At 37.4% G+C, this 19804-nt stretch carries 20 protein-coding genes; 15 read left to right on the forward strand and 5 right to left on the reverse strand.

Annotation, left to right across the window (positions count from 1 at the left end):
• Positions 1-39: 39 nt before the first annotated feature.
• From LIV57_RS10805 to LIV57_RS10875, 15 genes are all read left to right on the forward strand, one after another.
• Positions 40-1035 (forward strand): BtrH N-terminal domain-containing protein, encoded by a 996-nt coding sequence (locus LIV57_RS10805; protein WP_062675948.1) that lies wholly within the window; start codon positions 40-42, stop codon positions 1033-1035.
• A gap of 1 nt (position 1036) precedes the next feature.
• Entirely contained in the window at positions 1037-1795 is a 759-nt protein-coding gene (locus LIV57_RS10810) for an ABC transporter ATP-binding protein (RefSeq protein WP_227942588.1), read from the forward strand.
• A complete protein-coding gene (locus LIV57_RS10815; protein ID WP_227942589.1) occupies positions 1782-3050 on the forward strand; it encodes an ABC transporter permease in 1269 nt (422 codons plus the stop codon). The genes LIV57_RS10810 and LIV57_RS10815 overlap by 14 nt, the downstream gene beginning before the upstream one ends.
• Positions 3040-3468 carry an acyl-CoA thioesterase gene (locus tag LIV57_RS10820; RefSeq protein ID WP_105684190.1) on the forward strand — a complete coding sequence of 143 codons (429 nt, stop codon included), beginning with the start codon at positions 3040-3042 and terminating at the stop codon, positions 3466-3468. The genes LIV57_RS10815 and LIV57_RS10820 overlap by 11 nt, the downstream gene beginning before the upstream one ends.
• On the forward strand, positions 3465-4640 hold the full coding sequence (locus LIV57_RS10825) for a beta-ketoacyl synthase N-terminal-like domain-containing protein (protein WP_227942590.1): 1176 nt from the start codon (positions 3465-3467) through the stop codon (positions 4638-4640). Before LIV57_RS10820 ends, LIV57_RS10825 begins: the two co-directional genes overlap by 4 nt.
• Positions 4641-4650: 10 nt before the next feature.
• Positions 4651-5190, forward strand: a complete 540-nt coding sequence (locus LIV57_RS10830; protein ID WP_227942591.1) for a 3-oxoacyl-ACP synthase — start codon at positions 4651-4653, stop codon at positions 5188-5190.
• Positions 5191-5265: 75 nt separating this feature from the next.
• Positions 5266-5523: a phosphopantetheine-binding protein gene (locus LIV57_RS10835; RefSeq protein WP_227942592.1), complete on the forward strand. Its 258-nt coding sequence runs from the start codon at positions 5266-5268 to the stop codon at positions 5521-5523.
• An 84-nt stretch (positions 5524-5607) separates the two neighbouring features.
• Positions 5608-6807: a beta-ketoacyl-[acyl-carrier-protein] synthase family protein gene (locus LIV57_RS10840; RefSeq protein ID WP_227942593.1), complete on the forward strand. Its 1200-nt coding sequence runs from the start codon at positions 5608-5610 to the stop codon at positions 6805-6807.
• On the forward strand, positions 6804-7865 hold the full coding sequence (locus tag LIV57_RS10845; RefSeq protein WP_227942594.1) for a beta-ketoacyl synthase N-terminal-like domain-containing protein: 1062 nt from the start codon (positions 6804-6806) through the stop codon (positions 7863-7865). Before LIV57_RS10840 ends, LIV57_RS10845 begins: the two co-directional genes overlap by 4 nt.
• A gap of 155 nt (positions 7866-8020) precedes the next feature.
• Positions 8021-8776, forward strand: coding sequence for a polysaccharide deacetylase family protein (locus LIV57_RS10850; protein WP_227942595.1), 756 nt, complete (start codon positions 8021-8023; stop codon positions 8774-8776).
• Positions 8769-9395 (forward strand): LolA family protein, encoded by a 627-nt coding sequence (locus LIV57_RS10855; RefSeq protein WP_202839879.1) that lies wholly within the window; start codon positions 8769-8771, stop codon positions 9393-9395. Before LIV57_RS10850 ends, LIV57_RS10855 begins: the two co-directional genes overlap by 8 nt.
• Positions 9361-9996 carry a hypothetical protein gene (locus LIV57_RS10860; RefSeq protein ID WP_227942596.1) on the forward strand — a complete coding sequence of 212 codons (636 nt, stop codon included), beginning with the start codon at positions 9361-9363 and terminating at the stop codon, positions 9994-9996. Before LIV57_RS10855 ends, LIV57_RS10860 begins: the two co-directional genes overlap by 35 nt.
• 78 nt (positions 9997-10074) lie before the next feature.
• On the forward strand, positions 10075-10455 hold the full coding sequence (locus tag LIV57_RS10865) for a 3-hydroxyacyl-ACP dehydratase (RefSeq protein WP_227942597.1): 381 nt from the start codon (positions 10075-10077) through the stop codon (positions 10453-10455).
• Positions 10452-10928: a hypothetical protein gene (locus tag LIV57_RS10870; protein ID WP_062675959.1), complete on the forward strand. Its 477-nt coding sequence runs from the start codon at positions 10452-10454 to the stop codon at positions 10926-10928. Before LIV57_RS10865 ends, LIV57_RS10870 begins: the two co-directional genes overlap by 4 nt.
• Positions 10929-10932: 4 nt before the next feature.
• Positions 10933-12105 (forward strand): DUF2062 domain-containing protein, encoded by a 1173-nt coding sequence (locus tag LIV57_RS10875; protein WP_227942598.1) that lies wholly within the window; start codon positions 10933-10935, stop codon positions 12103-12105.
• Positions 12106-12156: 51 nt separating this feature from the next.
• Here LIV57_RS10875 and LIV57_RS10880 read toward each other — a convergent pair whose 3' ends face one another.
• From LIV57_RS10880 to LIV57_RS10900, 5 genes are all read right to left on the reverse strand, one after another.
• The gene (locus LIV57_RS10880) at positions 12157-14799 is read right to left on the reverse strand and encodes a T9SS-dependent M36 family metallopeptidase (RefSeq protein ID WP_227942599.1); all 2643 of its coding nucleotides are present in this window, start codon (positions 14797-14799) and stop codon (positions 12157-12159) included.
• A 157-nt stretch (positions 14800-14956) separates the two neighbouring features.
• The gene (locus LIV57_RS10885; RefSeq protein WP_227942600.1) at positions 14957-16210 is read right to left on the reverse strand and encodes a DUF3887 domain-containing protein; all 1254 of its coding nucleotides are present in this window, start codon (positions 16208-16210) and stop codon (positions 14957-14959) included.
• A gap of 6 nt (positions 16211-16216) precedes the next feature.
• A complete protein-coding gene (locus LIV57_RS10890; protein ID WP_227942601.1) occupies positions 16217-16582 on the reverse strand; it encodes a hypothetical protein in 366 nt (121 codons plus the stop codon).
• Positions 16579-18267, reverse strand: coding sequence for a C45 family autoproteolytic acyltransferase/hydolase (locus tag LIV57_RS10895; RefSeq protein ID WP_227942602.1), 1689 nt, complete (start codon positions 18265-18267; stop codon positions 16579-16581). The genes LIV57_RS10890 and LIV57_RS10895 overlap by 4 nt, the downstream gene beginning before the upstream one ends.
• A gap of 1 nt (position 18268) precedes the next feature.
• Positions 18269-19795, reverse strand: coding sequence for a phytoene desaturase family protein (locus LIV57_RS10900; protein ID WP_227942603.1), 1527 nt, complete (start codon positions 19793-19795; stop codon positions 18269-18271).
• Between the last annotated feature and the right edge of the window lie 9 nt (positions 19796-19804).

Below are 19804 nucleotides of genomic sequence, written 5' to 3' on the forward strand. Positions count from 1 at the left end.
CCTGGTATCATTTGACCAATGAAAAGATACAATCAGCAAATGAAATTAAACTTTGAACACCATCAGACTGCGCATTGCGAAAACGGTGTTGCTTCTAATCTACTGCTTAACAAAGGACTGAAACTAAGCGAACCTATGATCTTCGGGATCGGTTCAGGACTGTTTTTTGTCTATCTCCCTTTTCTGAAGGTGAATTTTGCTCCGGGCTTCAGCTATCGTCCAATGCCGGGTGCTATTTTCAGTAAAGCAGCCAAAAGATTAGGAATTAAAATCAAAAGAGAAAAATTCTCAAATCCTCAGGATGCCCAAAAAGCTCTTGAAAGAAATCTGGAACAAAATATCCCTACAGGACTTCAGGTGGGCGTTTTCAACCTTACTTATTTTCCTGAAGAATACAAATTTCACTTCAATGCCCACAACCTTGTGGTATACGGAAAAGAAGACGGAAAATTTCTGATCAGTGACCCTGTAATGGATTATACGACTTCCCTTTCAGAAGCAGAATTGGAAAAAGTAAGATATGCAAAAGGAGCACTTCCTCCTAAAGGACACATGTACTACCCTGTTTATGTTCCGGAAAATGTGAATCTTGAAGATGCCATCAAAAAAGGAATCAAAGATACCTGCAAAAATATGCTGGCACCCGTACCACTTATTGGGGTAAAAGCCATGAGATGGGTAGCGAAAAGCATCCCGAAATGGGCAGAAAAGAAAGGAACGAAGGTTACCAACCATTATCTGGGACAATTGATCAGAATGCAGGAAGAAATCGGGACCGGAGGCGGAGGATTCAGGTTTATCTATGGAGCATTCCTCCAGGAAGCAGCTGTCATTCTAAAAAATGACGAGCTAAAGGAATTATCAAAAGAAATAACCTCTATCGGTGACCTTTGGAGAGATTTTGCCGTTGATATTGCCAGAGTATATAAAAACAGAAACTCGAAAAGCAATATTTACAATGAACTTTCAAAAACAATGCTGCATATTGCAGACCTGGAAGAAGCTTTCTATAAAAAACTGAGAAAAGCGATCTGATATGGCGGAAAATATGATTGAGATTAAAAACTTATACAAAAAATACAAAAATTCTGATGAGTTTTCTGTAAATGATATTTCTTTGAGCATCAGTAAAAATGAAATCTATGGAATTCTTGGCCCCAACGGAGCTGGGAAAACAACGCTGATTTCCATGCTTTCAGGATTAATCAAACCTACTTCAGGAAACTTCACCATTAACGGTTTATCTCCCCAGAAGGATGGGTTCAAAATAAGACAGATTATCGGAATTGTTCCCCAGGAATATGCTTTATATCCTACACTTACAGCTAAGGAAAACCTTATGTTTTTCGGAAGTCTGTATGGTTTAAAGCATAACCAGCTTAAAAAAGCAATTGATGAATCCCTTGAAATTATGGGGCTATCAAAATTTGCCAATAAGCAGGTAGGACAGTTTTCAGGGGGGATGAAACGCCGCTGCAACCTCATCGCCGGAACGCTTCACAATCCTAAAGTTTTATTCCTGGACGAACCTACGGTAGGAGTAGATGTTCAGTCTAAAAAAGCAATCATTGATTATCTTTTAGATTTAAATAAACAGGGAACCTGTATCATTTATACTTCCCATCACCTTTCGGAAGCGGAAGAATTCTGTACAAAAATTGCCATCATCGATCATGGAAAAATCCACGCTGTAGGAACTCCTGAAGAACTTGTTTCACAGATTGCCAATGCCGAAAACCTTGAAGACGTTTTCATTTCATTAACCGGAAAAGAATTAAGAGATGTTGTTGTATAAACTGTGGAGAAGTTTTATTAAGGAAATTCTTCTGCTGAAAAGAGATATCGGAGGAATTGTCATCATCTTTGTGATGCCTTTGCTTTTGATTGTCACCATTACCCTTATTCAGGATTCTACCTTTAAAAACCTTGAAGGATCAAAGATTCCTATTATCTTTATTGATCAGGACAAATCTGAAGTTTCAAAAAATATAAAAGCAGAACTGGAAAACAGCAAAACATTCCAGCTGCTGACCAACTTCAATGAAAAATCTGCTCAGGAGGCTGTTTTTTCCGGAGATTATCAGATGGCAATTGTCATTCCTGAAAATTTAACGAAAGATTTAAATTCCAATATTGATTCGAAAGTTCAGACCATTGTAAGTTCATTCGGGCTGGAAGGAGATTCTGCAAAAGTAAAAACAGCAGTTCCCAAAGCCAAAGAAATTCATTTGTACTTTGACCCTGCTACCAATGTGGGCTTTAAAAATTCGGTGATGAATTCTGTCAACAAAATGGTTTTTGAAATTGAAAATAAAAAGATTTACAAAGCCTTCCAGGATCAGCTGGGAACAACAGAAAATCTTGATGAAAATAAAAACCTGATCAGCTTTAAAGAAATCACTCCCAAAAAAGGAGCAATGGATGTCATGCCAAATTCCGTTCAACACAACGTTCCTGCATGGACACTTTTTGCCATCTTCTTTATTGTAGTCCCTTTATCCATCAATCTGGTAAAGGAAAAAAGCCAGGGAACAAGTGTAAGAGCAAGAATAAGCCCTACTCCTTATTTTGTCCATATTTTAGGAAAAACATTTACCTATCTTATCATTTGTATTATTCAGTTTTTACTGATGGTTGCGGTAGGAATTTATCTTTTCCCCTATATGGATCTTCCCGCTTTTGATGTATCCGGAAAGATGCTCCAGCTTCTGGCAGTAACGCTGTTTGCAGGACTGGCAGCTATTGGATTTGGAGTTTTACTGGGAACTATTGCCGATACACAGGAACAATCTGCTCCATTTGGGGCGACTTCTGTAGTGGTTCTGGCAGCCATTGGCGGAATCTGGGTACCTGTATTTCTGATGCCGGAATTCATGCAGACCGTAGCGAAATTCTCTCCTATGAACTGGGGACTGAATGCTTATTATGATATTATTTTAAGGAACAGCGGAATTGGTGGGATTGCCAAAGAACTGGTTTTCCTTTTCCTGTTCTATATTGCTACCGTATCCATTTCCATTTTTTACGAAAAAAAACAAAATGCAGTCTAAAGAAAATATATTAACCTGTACCGAAGAAGTAAGAGTACGCTTCAATGAAACAGATCCGCTGGGAATTGTCTGGCATGGGCATTATATCGTGTATTTTGAAGATGGAAGAGAAGCTTTCGGTCGTCTGCATGGTCTTACCTATCTTGATATTCAAAATGCAGGTTTTGTAACACCGATCGTAAAAAGTACCTGCGAGCATTTTCTTCCTTTAAAATATGGAGAAACATTCAGAATTGTGACAACTTTTATCAATTCTGTTTCTGCCAAGCTTATTTACAGATATGAACTTTTCAATCAGGAAGACCAATTGGTATGCAGTGGAGAAACCATTCAGGTATTTCTTGATAGCAATGGAAGCTTATGTCTGTATAATCCGGAGTTTTTTCAAAACTGGAAAGATAAAATGGGATTATCATGAGAAAGGAAATTTATATCACAGATTACAATTGTGTAACTCCGCTGGGCTTCAATGTTGAGTCCAACTGGAACGCTCTTTTGGAAGGAAAATCGGGAGTCGCTTCACATACAATCATAAACAATCAGGAGGCTTTTTATGCTTCTATGATTGATACTGAAAAACTGAATGACGAATTTACCAGATTCTTCGACTCCGCTCAGAATGACATTCATAATTTCACAAGACTGGAGAAGATGCTTCTTTTAAGCTTACAGCCTCTTGTTGAAAAACATCACATATCGGACGAGACTGCTTTTATCCTTTCAACAACAAAAGGAAATATCAGTTTGCTAAAAAACCAGACTGAATTACCTGAAGGGGTTTATTTATCAAAATTAGCAAAAAAAATTGCTGATTTCTTTGGATTTAAAACAAAACCGATCATCGTTTCCAATGCCTGCGTTTCAGGAGTAATGGCGATTTCAGTGGCAAAAAATATGATTCAGGCAGAAAAATACAAAGATGCCTTTGTAATTGCAGGAGACGAACTTTCTGAATTTGTTATTTCAGGATTCAACTCGTTTCAGGCAATAGGATCAGGGCCTTGCCAACCTTATGATAAAAACAGGGACGGAATTAATATTGGTGAAGCAGCAGCCGCAGTTTATATCACCTCATGTCATTGCGAGGAACAAAGTGACGAAGCAATCCCACAAAACGAAAAATCCAGGTTTAAAGTCCTTGGAGATTCTGCAGTCAATGATGCCAATCATATTTCCGGACCTTCAAGAACCGGTGACGGTTTATATGCCAGTATCAGAAATGCCATGACAGAAGCGAATATTTCTGCTGAACAGATTGATTTTATCTCTGCCCACGGAACGGCAACTTTATATAACGACGAAATGGAGGCTATTGCCTTCAACAGAATGGATCTCCAACATATTCCGCTCAACAGTATGAAAGGCTATTACGGACATTGCCTGGGTGCTTCCGGTCTTTTGGAAAGTATTATTTCTATGGAAGGAGCTCTTCACAATACTTTGATCCCCTCAAAGAATTTTAAAGAAATGGGAGTAACCCAACCTTTGAATATCATCAGAGAAAACCAAACTGCAGAAATTAAATACATTCTAAAGACCGCTTCTGGCTTTGGAGGTTGTAATGCAGCTGTTGTCCTGGAAAAATGTTAACCTGAAAGTGATGAAGAAAATAAACACCTGTACCATAGAACATTCAAAAATAACCGTTGACGGAAATCTTATTTTTGAAAGCCCAAGCGAAACCTTTCAGGAATTTGCTAAAGAAGCCTATAAAAGTTTAGACCTGAGCTATCCAAAGTTTCATAAAATGGATAACCTGAGTAAACTGGCCTTTCTTTCCGCTGAAACCATTTTGAAAGGTGAAGATCACAGCAGAACAGCCATTGTTTTTGCCAACAGATCTTCCAGTCTGGATACGGATTTCAAATATCAGGAAAGCATCAACGATCAGGATAATTTCTATCCGAGTCCTGCCGTTTTTGTGTATACTTTACCCAACATCTGTGTAGGAGAAATCAGCATTAAACACAAAATGCAGACAGAAAATGCTTTTTTCGTACTGGATGATTTTGATGAAGAATTTTTGAATGACTATTCTGAACAGATTCTTCTATCCGGAAAAGCCGACAAAGTATTGTGCGGCTGGGTGGAATTGTATCAGGAAAATTACAAAGCTTTTGTATATTTGCTAACCTTATAAAAATGTAACAATATAACAGTGCAATGATGTAATGATCTTCATGATATGCTGAAACACTGATAAACCAACTGAATTATGGAAAACTTAAAAACAGAATTGAAACACAAAATTATCGAAGTTCTTAACCTTGAAGATGTATCTGTAGAAGAAATCAAAGATACTGATCCCTTATTCGGAGGTGGATTAGGATTAGATTCTATCGACGCTTTGGAACTGATCGTTCTTCTTGATAAAGACTATGGAATAAAATTAGCTGATCCTAAAAAAGGAAAAGAGATTTTCCAATCTATCGATACGATGGCAAAATTCATCGGGGACAACAGAACAAAATAAATTAATATAACAATCTAACAGTGTAACAATGTAGCAATTATTGGTAAATTATTCGATTGATACATTGTTACATTATTGAATACCATGAGTCAAAAAATTGCCATAACGGGAATGGGCATCATTTCCTCCATCGGAAACAATGTGGAGGAAAATTTTATTTCATTGCAAACCGGAAAACATGGAATTTCAGATATTGAAATGTTTGAAACCCGCCACGCCGGAGCCATTAAAACGGGTGAAATAAAATTATCCAATGAAGAGCTTGTACAGAAACTTCATCTTGATGAAGACAACAATGTCACAAGAACTTCCCTATTGGGAATGATTGCTGCTAAAGAAGCTGTAGAAAGTGCAGGAATTTCAGATATCAATGGTTACAGAACCGGCTTGATCTCTTCTACCAGTGTAGGAGGAATGGATATCACTGAAAAATACTTCTACTCTTACGAAGACTTCCCTGAAAAGCAAAAATATATTGACGCTCATGATGCCGGAAATTCCTCATTGGCTATTGCCGGTTATCTGGGATTAAAGGGTATGGTTTCTACCATTAGTACAGCCTGCTCATCAGCAGCCAATGCGATTATGATGGGCGCAAAGCTGATCAAAAACGGAGTTTTGGACCGTGTGATTGTCGGGGGAACAGATTCTCTTTCAAAATTTACTTTGAATGGGTTCAATACCTTGATGATTCTTACAGATTCCTACAACACTCCTTTTGACAACAACAGAAAAGGACTGAACCTTGGGGAAGCTGCGGCTTTCTTAGTCCTTGAATCTGAAGAAATGGTAAAAAAAGAAAATAAAAAGGTTCTTGCTTACCTTTCCGGATATGGAAACGCCAACGATGCCTACCATCAGACTGCCTCCTCAGAAAATGGGCAGGGTGCATTTTTAGCGATGCAGCAAGCCCTGAAAATCTCCGGATTGGAAAAAGAAAATATAGATTATATCAATGTCCACGGAACGGCTACTCCCAACAATGATTTATCTGAGGGGATTGCCATGATCAGAATCTTTGGAGAAAATCAGGTACCTGAATTCAGCTCTACAAAAGCATTTACAGGACATACTTTAGCTGCTGCGGCAGGAATTGAAGCCGTATTTTCAATTTTAGCCATGCAAAACAGTGCGATCTTCCCGAATCTGAATTTCAAAACAAAAATGGAAGAGTTTGATCTTACTCCTGTTACCGAATTGAAAAAGAAAAACATCAATCATGTGCTTTCCAATTCATTTGGGTTTGGAGGAAACTGTTCCACCTTAATCTTCTCAAAATCATGAGTGCAGTATACATCAACAGTGCATCCTGTATCTCGGTTCAGGACACTTTAAACGAAAATATTCTTCAGAACCTTACTGTTAAAAATTCTTCAAATATCATTAAAGCGATAGAACCCAATTACAAAGAGTTCATTCCGCCTGCGATGATCAGGAGAATGTCTAAAACCGTAAAAATGAGCTCTGTAGCATCGCATTATGCATTGAAGGAAGCAGGGATTGAACAGCCGGACGCTATCATTGTAGGAACCGGAATGGGCTGCTCACAGGATTCTGAAAAGTTCCTGAAAAACGTGATTGACAATCATGAAGAGTTCCTTACGCCTACCTTTTTCATCCAGTCTACCCATAATACAGTAGCAGGACAGATCGCTCTGGGATTACAATGTCATGCTTACAACTTCACGTATGTAAATACTTCTTCTTCACTGGAGTTTTCGTTGTTGGATGCTCAGCTTCAGATCAATGACGGAGAAGCAGAAAATGTTCTGGTAGGTTCTACAGACGAACAGACAGACAGAACCATGGAACTTTACTGCTTAAATAATACGATCAAAAAAGAAGCAGATCTTCCTGCAGATTATTTACATTCCACTACCAATGGAGTGATCTGGGGTGAAGGTGCCAGCTTTTTTGTGATTGGAAAAGATAAGACCGAAAACTCTTATGCCAGGCTTAAGAATATCGATATCAGCAATAAAGTTGAATTGAATGAACTAAAGGATTTTATCCAGAATTTCTTAGTTCAAAACAATCTTTCAACTCATGATATTGACGCGGTTATTTTAGGATTCAGCGGAGATGCAAAGTCAGATAGATATTATACACAAGCAATGGAGCTGTTTCCTGATTCAGCACAGCTGTATTATAAACATCTGAGTGGAGAATTCAATACAGCAAGTGGTTTTTCAACCTTTATGGCCTGTCATATCCTTAAGGAACAGCAGATTCCGGAAGTAATGATGATCAATGCTGAAAAAAAGGAAAGTATAAAGAATATACTTCTTTACAACCATCTGGCGGGTGATGATCACAGCCTGGTGTTATTGGAGAAGGCATAATTGTTGAAATTGAAAATTATACAGTCTATTTGTCATTCAGAGCGAAACGCAGTGAAGCGTGGAATCTAAATTAGAAATTAGTCTGGACTCCTACGGAATGACAATGGTATACAATAAATATTACGACTATAAAACTTGTAATAAAACAATCAGCAATGAAACATTATCCCTTCATCCTGTTCTACCTTTTCTGTAACGTTTTTATTTATGCGTTCCACGGAAGTATTTGGGTATATCTGTTTTGTTTTTTTGCTTTTTCTGCAGTAGTTGTCTGGGGTTCTTTTGACATTGAGCTGGGATATTTTGTGAACAGTATTACTCATAAACGTACCAGAATAAAAGAAGTGGCTCTTACATTTGATGATGGTCCTACTGAATTTACACCAAAGTTTTTAGACTTGCTTAGAGAACATCAGATAAAAGCAACTTTCTTCTGTATCGGAAAACAGATTGAAAAATACCCTGAGACGTTTCAGAGAATCATTGCAGAGGGACATACCATAGGAAATCATACCTTATCACATTCCAATTCTACAGGATTTTTATCGACTTCAAAAATGATTGAAGAGATTGAAAAGTGTGATGAAGTCATAAAAAATGTGGGAAATATCAGCACCAGCCTCTACAGACCACCGTTCGGAGTGACGAACCCCAATATTGCAAAAGCAATCAAAAAAACCAATAAAGTAAGCATCGGGTGGAATGTCCGGTCATTGGACACCATCATTGATGACGAAAAGAAAATCTACAACAGAGTGACCAGAGGCCTGAAAAACGGGAGTATTATCCTTCTTCATGACACTTCGGAAAAGACTTATCGTGTGCTGACCAATTTATTAGTATTTTTGAAGGATAAAAAATATTCAACCTTTACTGTTGATACAGTGATAAATTTAAATAGAAATGATTAAAAATATAGCTTTCGGAGTATTCTTACTGGTTTCAGGATTCTTTTTTGCTCAAAACACGGCAATGTCCGGAGCTGAAGCCAAAGCATTTGTATCGAAAGTTTCTTCTGATACAAAAGGAATTAAAACGTTGCAGAGTGATTTTACCCAGACCAAAAAAATGGATTTCCTGGATAAAAGCATTGTTACTTATGGGAAAATGTCTTTGCAAACACCCAATATGCTGAGCTGGAAATATACAAAACCTTATCAGTACAGCATTGTTTTTAAAAGCAATAAAATCTTCATCAACGATCAGGGGAAAAAATCTTCTGTGGATGCGAAGAGCAAAACCTTTGAAAAAATCAATAAACTTATTGTTGGAAGTTCGAACGGAACCATGTTCAATGATCCTGAGTTCACCGTTACCTACTTTAAGAACGGAAATTACAATGTGGCGAAGTTTATCCCAAAAACTTCTCAGCTGCTGAAATATATTAAACAGATCGAACTGTTTTTCCCAAAGAACCAGTCGACAGTTTCACAGGTCAATATGACGGAGGCTTCCGGAGATACTACGAATATTGTTTTCAAAAATACCAAGATCAATGCTTCAATTCCTGCGTCAGAGTTTACTTTATAGCCTGATTCTGATCCTGGCTGCTTCCTGTAAAACGTATCGGTTAACAGAAGCAAAACCTGTCTCTTCTTCTGAAAAGATGGTGGAAAATTTATACTTTTCTTCCACCGAAGATTATGTATACAAATGCCAGATGGACATTTATAAAAAACATGTAAGCGGTATTCTGATCATCAAAAAACTGAATGAAACAACGCACCGTGTCGCCTTAACTTCTGATTTCGGGAATAAACTGATAGATTTTGAAGTCTCTGATAATGATTTCAGACTGAATTATGTGCTTCCTGACCTGGATAAAAAAATAGTCATCAATTTCCTGAAAAACGACTTTCAACAGCTTCTGAAAAGGAAATATCCGGTCAATGAAAGTTTTGAAAATGAAAATGCTAAAATCTACCTTTCAAAAATCGAAAATAAAAGCTATTATCTGTTTTTCAGCAAAGAAAGTAATTTGCTGAAGCAGATTATCTATACGAAAAACAACAAGGAGAAAATCGATTTTACTTTTGATGCAAAAAAACCTATCTTCGCGGACAGCTTAAACCTGCAGCACAAGGACTTTAAGATCAACATAAAACTATTTCAAATAACCGAAACAGAGTAATTTCTGCCCTCAAATCTATGGATATATCTATTTTTTGGAAAGAAATTGATTATACTTTAATCTTAAAAAAATAAGATCATGCAAACGATTCTTACAGACTTTTATACTTTAACATCATACGATAAAGCAGAAGACGGAAAGTTTACTGCTCATATTCATCTTAATAAAGACCACGATATTTTCAAAGGACACTTCCCTGGAAATCCGGTAACTCCCGGTGTTTGTATGATGCAGATCATTAAAGAACTTACTGAGGAACTGACGGGTTCAAAATTATTCCTGAAAACCGCTTCGAATGTAAAGTTCATGGCAATTATCAATCCCTTTGAAACCCCTGATCTGGTACTTCAGCTTGATATTGCTGAAAATGAAGAAGATGTTAAAGTAAAAAACACAACTTCTTTTGGCGAGACTATTGCATTGAAATTGTCTGTAAGCTATAAAAAAATATCGTCATGAAACTAATCTTATCATTCATAGCAGCATTTGTTTTTTTCTTTCAATCTGACCTTGAAACGCTGAGAAACAGCTATGCTAAGGCGAATGAATCCACTACCAATACTGCGAGCTTTATTGAAACTGCGGAAAAACAATCCGGCTCTGATGCTGTAACTGTAGGATACAAGGCCGCAGCAAAGATTATGGAAGCCAAAATTGCCAAAAGCAACAGAAAAGCTCTGGTAAAGACAGGCGCTACAAGTCTTGAAGGCATTATTAAAAGTAATCCTAACAATGCAGAACTTCGTCTGATCAGAATGAGTGTTCAGGAAAATATTCCGAAGATCGTAGGATACCGCGGGAGCCTGAAGGATGATAAAGCTTTCCTGCTGAATAATTACAGCAAACAGAATACAGCTCTGAAGGGCTATATCAAAAGGTTTGCAATGCAATCTAAAACCATGACAGAGGCGGAAAAAGCCACTTTAAAATAAAAAAATGCTGCTTGCTGAAGTACAAAATGCTATTTCTGAAAAGAAGATATGCGTTTTAATCCCTACCTACAATAATGAAAAAACCCTGAAGAGGGTTATTGACGGTGTTCTCAACTACACCGGAAGTATTATTGTGGTTGATGATGGTTCTACAGATTCCACACCTCAGATCCTTGCTCAATATCCTCAGATCACTGTAATTTCCTTACCGGAGAATAAAGGAAAAGGAAACGGCCTAAAAACAGGTTTCAGAGCAGCAAAGAAATCAGGATATGATTACGCCATCACCATTGATTCGGATGGGCAGCATTATCCGGATGATATTCCGGTATTTGTAGAAGCTCTTCTTCAGGAAAAAGAAGATGTTCTTCTGATCGGAAACAGAAATATGTCTCAGGATGGCATTCCTAAGAAAAGCAGTTTCGGAAACCGTTTTTCCAATTTCTGGTTTTGGTTTGAAACCGGTATCAGGCTGGAAGATACACAGTCCGGCTACAGACTTTATCCTTTGCATAAAATTCCAAAGAAATATTTTACTCCTAAGTTTGAATTTGAAATTGAAATCATTGTAAGAACTGCCTGGCGGCATGTTCCGGTAAAAAATGTTCCGATCAAAGTTTTGTATGATCCGGCAGAGCGGGTTTCGCATTTCAGACCTTTCAAAGATTTTACAAGAATCAGTATTCTGAACACCATACTGGTAACGATTACTCTACTTTATATTATTCCGAGAAATTTCGTGAATAATTTCAAAAAAAAAAGCTTTAAAAGATTCATCCAGGAAGATGTCTTAGAAAGTGACGGAAGTAACCGAACAAAAGCATTTTCCATAGCTTTGGGAGTGTTTATAGGGCTTTCTCCTTTCTGGGGATTCCAGACTCTTCTGGTGATCAGTTTATCTGTACTTTTTAAGCTTAATAAAGTCCTTGCATTTGTAGCCTCCAATGTGAGTCTTCCTCCTTTTATTCCTTTTATTATTGCCGCTTCCCTGTTTCTGGGAGCTCCCTTTGTAAGTGGAAACAGCGATATTTTAAGTCAGGATTTAAATTTCGAACTGATCAAGAACAATCTTCTGCAATATGTGATTGGCAGTTTTATCTTAAGCACTACACTTTCGGCCATTGCAGGAATAACCTCTTTTCTGTTTCTGAATAAGGTAGGCCCCGAAAACAATTAAAAAAGCCCGGAACAAAGTTCCAGGCTCATCACAATTAGTTATTATAAATTCCTATTTGGAAACAATAATCTTTTGAGAGTAATCAATTGACTCATTGCTCACTTTCACAATATAAGCTCCATTGATTAGTTGTTCTGCATTGATTGTGTTTTGCTTATTAAGGTTGATATTTTCCTTAGAAATCAGTTTCCCTGTAAAATCATAGATAGAAACAGTAGTAATTCCGGATAACTTCAGACCGGAAGGAGTTTTTATTGTAAATTCGTTTCTTACAGGATTCGGATAGATTGATATTCCTTTAGAATCATTAATTTCTTTTACAGCCAATGCAGCGCATTCTGCAGGAACTGTAAAGTCTTCTACCTGGTCACTCATTTCCGGCAAAGGTTGATTAGCACCAAATGCCAGACCATTAAGAGCTCCGGCAGAAGCATTTACTCCTAATCCTCTTTTTGCGAATGTAGTCCAGATCATACATTTATTTTGTCCTCCGGTGGATGCCTGGTCAGCAGCAAGAATAGCATCTCTACCCTGTACAAACGTAGGATTACAAGGCTGCAATTTAAGTGCATCCATTACCAGCTGTAAAACTTTTGCACTTCCGCTGTTAGGATCCGCCAGAACATTACTGTTGTACCCGTACTTATCTACATATTTCCAGTTAAGATCCCAAAGCATTGATGCCCAGATAAATCCTATACTGTGGACATCCGGAACGGTAAGCGGTCCAAGAACTGCATTATTCGCATTCACTTTCATACCGTTAGTGCGTCCATAGGTATAATCATTGATCGTAAAATCAGGTGAATATTTTGCAGGTCTTATTCCTGATCCTGTAGTTCCCTGTCCTGAAACAAACGTACCTACGCCTCTTGCTATAGAAGAGGTATCGCCTGGTCTTGTAGTCATCATCAGGGCAAAGAAATCCGACCATCCTTCTCCCATCTGCTCATTCGATGAAATATAAGATAAACATGAACTTCCTGTTCCCGTAAGACGATTGGAAATACCGTGACCATACTCATGACTGATTACACCGTTATCCAAACTTGCATCTTTGTAAACAGCATCTGTTTTCAAAGTAGCATTTCCAACAATACCGTTAGTTAAGTCATTCACAAGAAACTGACCTTCTGACATTCCCACCATAATAGTAGGAATTGTAATGGTAGCATCAGTTCCTCCCATTCCTACAGGAGTATTACTTGACGGATGGTATTGAATAACCCCTACAGCTCCGGCATTCTGTAAATTCTTTGTTTTAACAGCAAATCCACATCCTGCAGCATTCACTACTGCAATCTTTCCTGTAAGACTTCCGGCTGTAACTGCAGTACATGCATCAGCTGGAGTAGAAAGAGCAAGGTCTCCTGTCACAGGTGGATTCCCCATAATCTGAGGACCAAAATTCGCTGTAGTAGCTATTGGAGCTCTGGCCGTATAGGTTGATGGTGAATTATAATAAAGGTATCTTACATTTCCGGCAGGTGAAAAAAGGAACATCTGCATTCTTCCGCTTGTTCCATCCGTACCGGGATTAAAGTTTGCATTATTAAGACCGCTGCCATCCCTTGCCTCGGCAAGAACAGGGTCATTACCTGCACCTCCGTTTCCAAAATTATTTACCTGATAATTCCTTGCTGATTCCGTAAATCCGAATTTATAAAATACATCGTGCATCTTATTGGAGTTATAGAATAAATTAGTTACCGCTGCGGAAGTATAAGTTGTATGGGCAGCTGTTATATCTAAAGGAAAATCAAATGTTCTTGTTGCTCCTCCATCAGGAGAAAACTGAGGCAGATTACTGTTATTTTCGTCAGTATATGCAAATGCATTATTTCCTCTTGTTATAGTATAATGATTAGTGCCATCAGAATGCCATCCTTCCGGTGAAGCAGTCAGATCCCATGGATTTGTAAGCAATGTTCTCGCTCCAAAAGTAGGTGCTTCTGTAGGAAAAGCAAACACATTATAAGACGCATTATCCGGTAATAATATAAAATTTGTAGGATTCTTCAGGTTAGCAGCAGCTATATTAGCAGGTAAAGAGCTTTGAATATTCTGTGCGAATGATCCTGACTCATGATGATACGCTTCATTATGGAAGCTACATGATAAAGTGGTATTTTCCTGATATAAAATAGATCCGTCAACTGTACTAACGATAGTGTTCCATACGTTTCCTGTTCCTTTTTCCTCGACATAGAACTGATACCCTAATGTCAACTCCCCTCCTTTTGCAAAATATACAGAATTTACAACGATCGGAGTCTCTTTTCCGTCAATATTCTTTGCAGAAGAAAGCCCATTCAGCTTTTGAATTGTACTTGCAACCAGGTCGTCTTTTCTTCCACTCTCTTTTCCTTTAATCGCTGAAGGGTAGCTCTTAATAAAGCTATCTGCAAAGTTTAAAACCTTTCCGTCTCTGATTAAAACGTTGGCAGAACTTCCAAAAACTGGAATCCCATTAATTGTTTGCTGTATCCCTACAACATCTCCCTTTAAGCTCTTTGAAGGATCTATGTTGATGATTTTAAATTCTTTCAGTTCCGGATTAATTCTTTGGAATGATCCCTGAGCGGAATTAACATAGTCCTTAATTGTTTGTTCATACTTTTGAGCAGATACTACACCTGTTCCCAAAAGTGAACAAAACAACAACAGCTTGACACTAAGTCGAAATTTTTTCATTTAGATTACTTTTAACAAATATTAATAGATTAGATTTAAGAGTTAGTAGTAAAACAATCTAAAATGTTACACATTTATGTAATATTTAGTTAAAAATATCAATTATGCCATATTAAAATTCCTGATCCCTATTAATTATCAAAAGAGACTTAAAAAATTATTGCAAAATAAACTGAACCAAATCTTTTAAAAACTGTTCATCCACCCTCCCTTTTGCTTCATAATCTCTTGGAGAGGGTTTCCCGGAACCTGCGATAAACAGATGGTTTAATTCAGGATAAAATTTAAAAACAGCTGTTTTATCATTTTTCAATGTTTCTTTCCAAAGGCTGAAATCTTTCTCTGTGACCTGATAATCTCTTCCTCCCTGTGCGAAAAACATCGGCGCTTTGATTTTTTTAACTTCGTTAAGCTGATTGTAATCCTTCAAATACTTCCAATATGCGGCAGGCTGGCCCAAAGGAAGCTCTGATGAAGGAGAATGTAAGTTAAATTGGGATGAGTTTAAAAAAGCAGCCTGCTTTTTAATTTCCTGAACAGCTTCAGCTGGAACTTTAGCCGGATCCATCGTATGAAGATATTCATATTGCTCAACAAGAAGATCCTGCAGCGGTCTTGCATTCCCGGCCATAAAAACATATTTTGAAACCTGTGCCTTTTCTGTAATTTTTGGCATCATATACGCTCCCTGGCTATGCCCAAGAATGATAATCTGGTATCCTTTGTAATCAGCATTATTTTTAAAATAAAGAGCTGCGTTTACGGCATCATTGACGGTCTCTTCTTCTACAGTAGACTTTTCAGTGAATGCTTCAGGGGAAGAATATGTTCTTTTATCATATCGATAGGAAGCAATTCCGTTGTTTAAAAGATATTCTGCAATGTCTTTAAACGGCTTGTTTTCTCCAATAGTTTCATCTCTGTCATGAGGTCCGGAGCCGTGAACGAAAATAACCAACCTCTTTTTATTGTTGGAAGGTGGAATTAATAATGTTCCGTTCAGCTCAATAGCATCACTTTTTATTTTCAGTGTGGTTTTCTCATCTCTTTTTTCAAATGTTTTGTGAGGAACCAGGAAGAAACCCAGCAATTTATTATTCTCACTGAAAGTAAGCTGAATATCCAGTTTTTCCTTTTCAAATTCAGAATAGTAATAATAGGTGTTCCCTTCGTTATTTACTTCAAGGATCTTTTTCAGCCCTCCAATCTGCCCCTGAAGCTGTTGGGGAATCGCCTTGAGCTGTTCCACCGGAATTTGTCCCGCTACGGAAGGATCAAAATAAGAATGTGCCTTTTCTATATTTTGATCAACCAGCAAAGCTTTAATGAAAATATTTCCGATCTCTTTTCTGTCCTGAGAAAATGATAACAGAGCGAATGCGGTAAAGAATAAGGTTAAAAGTTTTTTCATAATTAATTATTTAAAAACCACATCAGAAAATGAAAGTGGCGTCATCATGATGGTAACAAATATCGCAATTATTACCAAAGCCAGTTGTGTGATACGATACGTTTTTTCTCTTTCCTCTTCCTTCATTTCAAAGGTAAATTTTATTTTATCCGGTCTTCTGATGATCAGCCAGATAAAGAAAAGAACAGCGAGGTTCATCAATACTGGAAATACAAGAAATATTTTACTCCCATAGCTGTCTTTCATACTTCCGTAACCGTGGATGATGATCGTGTCTGGTATTGAGCTGTACACACTGCACAAATAAACAGAATAACAGATGATAATAACAAAAGGAATACAGAACAGCAGTCTTATATATCTGGGGATCATTTCAGTTTCTTTAAAGTTTTCTTCAGGTATTTTTCTACATTCTTTCTATCCGGAACCGTCGTAATTTCTTTAGTCAGCGCTTTTTCAAACTCAATTTTAGCATTTGAATATTCTTTTTTGCTAAAATAGTATTTTCCGGATTGATAATAGATCAGCCAGAAATCAGGATTCATAGCCTGGTAGGAATGAATAATATCATCTGTCAGCAGTGTATTTTTATTGCCAGCAGCCTCACTGATTTCTTTCCCGTACATTTTAGACAACTCATAGTTTTTGAATTCTTCAGAATCAGCAAATGGATCTCGTGGAATATTTAGCCCTGATTTTGAAAGGTCATCAGGCTGTAATCCTTTGTCTGAAAAGATTTTGTTCAGATCATAGCAAACAAATTCTCCCAGCTGATAAGGATTGGAAGAAACCCAGACCAGTTTTTTCTGAGGCGAAAATATAACAGCATGGTGTGCCAGCAGCTGATTGAGTGCTTTTTCATTACCGTAACCGATGCTTTCATCTTTTAAACCAGATCTGTTCCTTAAAATGGAAGCCATCTTTTCAGGTGTTATCTTCTTTTCTTTCTGTAAAAGCTCCTGAAGCCTTTCATAACGGTATTCAGAATGGCTTTCCTCAATATGTTTCTGATTTCTTTTGTCATCTTTATAAGCTTCCGACTGAAAATGATTGGTACAAAGAACTCTGCTGGTATTCTGCACGCTATATACACCGAAATTCTTAGGCGAAACTTCAATAATGACTGCGTTTTTATCTGCAGCGCTTCCCACCAGAATAGATTCCGAAACAAATACTTTTCTTTTTTTAGCAATCGCAATGGCTTCTTCTATATTTTTAGCATACTGCAGAATTTCTCTTGTTACAAGTGAAATCGGGGTTTTGGCTGTTAAAGGAATTTTTGATTTCCCCGCATTAATGGTTACTGTAATTCCTTCCTTATTCATTCCTGAAACTACTCCAATCATTCCCGGCCAGCTTACTGACATGTAAGGAATTCCTTCATCTGGCTGAACAAATTCTACCAGCTTGTTTTTTGAAAAATCATCGCCTACATAAAAATCAAAATTTCTTCCGATCAGCAAATCCCCATCTTCGGTGTTTTCGTTCCATACAGCAAGAGAAGTACAGCCCACCATGGCCAGATCCTGCATGGCATGTCCTATATCGTGAGCTCCGTGCAGATAAAGGCTTCTTAAATATTTGGGAGCAATAAAATCATATTGATCCGAGGAATATTGTGACAAACCATATAATTCTGCCTGATAATCTTCTCTTACATTGAGGTACATTTTTCTGTTATACCATTTTAAAAAGCCTCTTAATATCTTTTGTCTGAATTTTGAAGGGACAAAACTTTCCACTTTTGAAAAGAAAATGCTTTCCTGCTTCTGCATTAGGCTTTGTGTCAATGCTCCATTATTATATCCTAATTGTAAAGGATTTCCCTTAATATAAAGTTCCCAGAGCTGTTGTTTATTTTTGGTAAGATAATTCTGATTATAGCTGAAAGTGCTGTCGTTGATTCTGGTAATTTTTGGAACCTCCAGAGCATATTGTTTTACCTCGGGAATATGCCGGATAGATTTTGATATGCCACAGGATATGAGGAAAAAACAAAGAGTGAGATAAAGAAAGGTTCTTTGAACGGATGTATAAATGGTTTTAGTTTTTTTCACTTTAGTTTTTATTAATCATTTGTGTCAACCGCATGTCTATCGTTTCTTTTCCAATAATCTCGGCACAGGTATTAAAAGCTCCGATCGTAACACCTAAGATGCCATGCATATTCACGGATTGTCCCGTCAGAAAAAGATTGTCAATTTTCGTACGTGGGGAAACCATTGTTTTAAGAGGGTTCTCTGAACTTTTCATGTATCCGTACATATTTCCTTCGAAATTACCAATATAGTCCCTGTAAGACAAGGGAGAAGAAGTATAGAGTGTTTTAATAGCGTGTCTTATGTTAGGAATTTTCTTTTCCAGGGCATCAAGCATTTTTTCAGTCTTTTCAAGCTTAAACCTTTCATAAGCTTCTCCTCTTTCATGCTCATCCGCAACTGTATTGAATGTATTTTCCCATTCTTTAACCTCATCAAAATCCATATAAGAAATCGCGGTAAGACTTTCCGCAAATTCAGGATGATATTTTGAAGGCGTAGATGAAAGCATATAGGTTTCCGGCCACGATTCTTTTTGATACTGGAATGCATTCCATACCAGATCTTCTGATGAATAATGATATCTGTTGTAATTGAAATTCGGGAGGCTGTGAGGTTTTAAAACCAGATAAATACTAAAACACGAAGAAACGGGCTTCCAGCTTAAAACCCTGTTCAGAAAGGATTTCTTGAGTCTTTCCTCGCCTATCAGTTTGATGGTGGAGCGTATTTCTATATTTGAGATAAATTGTTTTGCCGCGTATTCTTTTCCTGTTTTCGTCTTTACGGAGGTCAATATATTATTTTCGTTAAAAACAAATTCTGACACTTCCGAGTGTTTGTGTACCTCTGCTCCATATTCCCGTAGTTTTCTGATTAAAAGTTTAGAGATCTGGCTTCCTCCTTTCACACATTTGTAAGCACTTTGAATGTAAGAATTTACCGTTAAGGCATGTACATAAAAAGGAACATTTTCAGAATCCCCGGCATATAAAAAGTTGGAACCCAGCAAAACCGACTGCAGTTTTTTATTCTGGGTAACAGACTCAATGAATCTTTTGGTATTGAGGTGCAGGATTTCTTCGTTGTAACTGTCCTTTCCTGCTACATGATATCTTGGAAACTGGCTGCATACATATTGAATTTCTTCACAGTAGTTTTCAAGGTTTTCTTTTTCTTCAGGGAAATATTTTGAAAGCTGTTCAACAAAATTCTGGTAGCCCTGTGCATGAGGATACTCTATTTCATCATCACCGAAACTGATTCTGTCATAGCCATCTTCATCCATCAGCTGAAGTTCAAGGTCATCCATGATTTCCAGATAGGAAAAAAAACGGTTCAGATTCTGCCCTTTGGATAAACCTCCCAGATAGTGGACTCCTGTATCGAAAATAAGCTTATTCCTTGAAAAAGTCTGAAGATTTCCACCATATTGGTTATTTTTCTCGAGAACACATACTTTCAGACCTTCTTTCGCCAAAATAAGAGCCGAAACAAGACCTCCCAATCCACTGCCGATTACAAGTATGTCGTATGCTTTCTTCAAAAGAGAATG

The organism is Chryseobacterium sp. X308 (genome assembly GCF_020733145.1).
Classification (GTDB): Bacteria; Bacteroidota; Bacteroidia; order Flavobacteriales; family Weeksellaceae; genus Chryseobacterium; species Chryseobacterium cupriresistens.

What these genes read in the sequence shown, in the direction of transcription:
- LIV57_RS10805 (WP_062675948.1), top strand. Translation starts at nt 40, where the DNA reads ATGAAATTAAACTTTGAACACCATCAGACTGCGCATTGCGAAAACGGT.
- LIV57_RS10810 (WP_227942588.1), top strand. Translation starts at nt 1,037, where the DNA reads ATGGCGGAAAATATGATTGAGATTAAAAACTTATACAAAAAATACAAA.
- LIV57_RS10815 (WP_227942589.1), top strand. Translation starts at nt 1,782, where the DNA reads ATGTTGTTGTATAAACTGTGGAGAAGTTTTATTAAGGAAATTCTTCTG.
- LIV57_RS10820 (WP_105684190.1), top strand. Translation starts at nt 3,040, where the DNA reads ATGCAGTCTAAAGAAAATATATTAACCTGTACCGAAGAAGTAAGAGTA.
- LIV57_RS10825 (WP_227942590.1), top strand. Translation starts at nt 3,465, where the DNA reads ATGAGAAAGGAAATTTATATCACAGATTACAATTGTGTAACTCCGCTG.
- LIV57_RS10830 (WP_227942591.1), top strand. Translation starts at nt 4,651, where the DNA reads ATGAAGAAAATAAACACCTGTACCATAGAACATTCAAAAATAACCGTT.
- LIV57_RS10835 (WP_227942592.1), top strand. Translation starts at nt 5,266, where the DNA reads ATGGAAAACTTAAAAACAGAATTGAAACACAAAATTATCGAAGTTCTT.
- LIV57_RS10840 (WP_227942593.1), top strand. Translation starts at nt 5,608, where the DNA reads ATGAGTCAAAAAATTGCCATAACGGGAATGGGCATCATTTCCTCCATC.
- LIV57_RS10845 (WP_227942594.1), top strand. Translation starts at nt 6,804, where the DNA reads ATGAGTGCAGTATACATCAACAGTGCATCCTGTATCTCGGTTCAGGAC.
- LIV57_RS10850 (WP_227942595.1), top strand. Translation starts at nt 8,021, where the DNA reads ATGAAACATTATCCCTTCATCCTGTTCTACCTTTTCTGTAACGTTTTT.
- LIV57_RS10855 (WP_202839879.1), top strand. Translation starts at nt 8,769, where the DNA reads ATGATTAAAAATATAGCTTTCGGAGTATTCTTACTGGTTTCAGGATTC.
- LIV57_RS10860 (WP_227942596.1), top strand. Translation starts at nt 9,361, where the DNA reads ATGCTTCAATTCCTGCGTCAGAGTTTACTTTATAGCCTGATTCTGATC.
- LIV57_RS10865 (WP_227942597.1), top strand. Translation starts at nt 10,075, where the DNA reads ATGCAAACGATTCTTACAGACTTTTATACTTTAACATCATACGATAAA.
- LIV57_RS10870 (WP_062675959.1), top strand. Translation starts at nt 10,452, where the DNA reads ATGAAACTAATCTTATCATTCATAGCAGCATTTGTTTTTTTCTTTCAA.
- LIV57_RS10875 (WP_227942598.1), top strand. Translation starts at nt 10,933, where the DNA reads ATGCTGCTTGCTGAAGTACAAAATGCTATTTCTGAAAAGAAGATATGC.
- LIV57_RS10880 (WP_227942599.1), bottom strand. Translation starts at nt 14,799, where the DNA reads ATGAAAAAATTTCGACTTAGTGTCAAGCTGTTGTTGTTTTGTTCACTT.
- LIV57_RS10885 (WP_227942600.1), bottom strand. Translation starts at nt 16,210, where the DNA reads ATGAAAAAACTTTTAACCTTATTCTTTACCGCATTCGCTCTGTTATCA.
- LIV57_RS10890 (WP_227942601.1), bottom strand. Translation starts at nt 16,582, where the DNA reads ATGATCCCCAGATATATAAGACTGCTGTTCTGTATTCCTTTTGTTATT.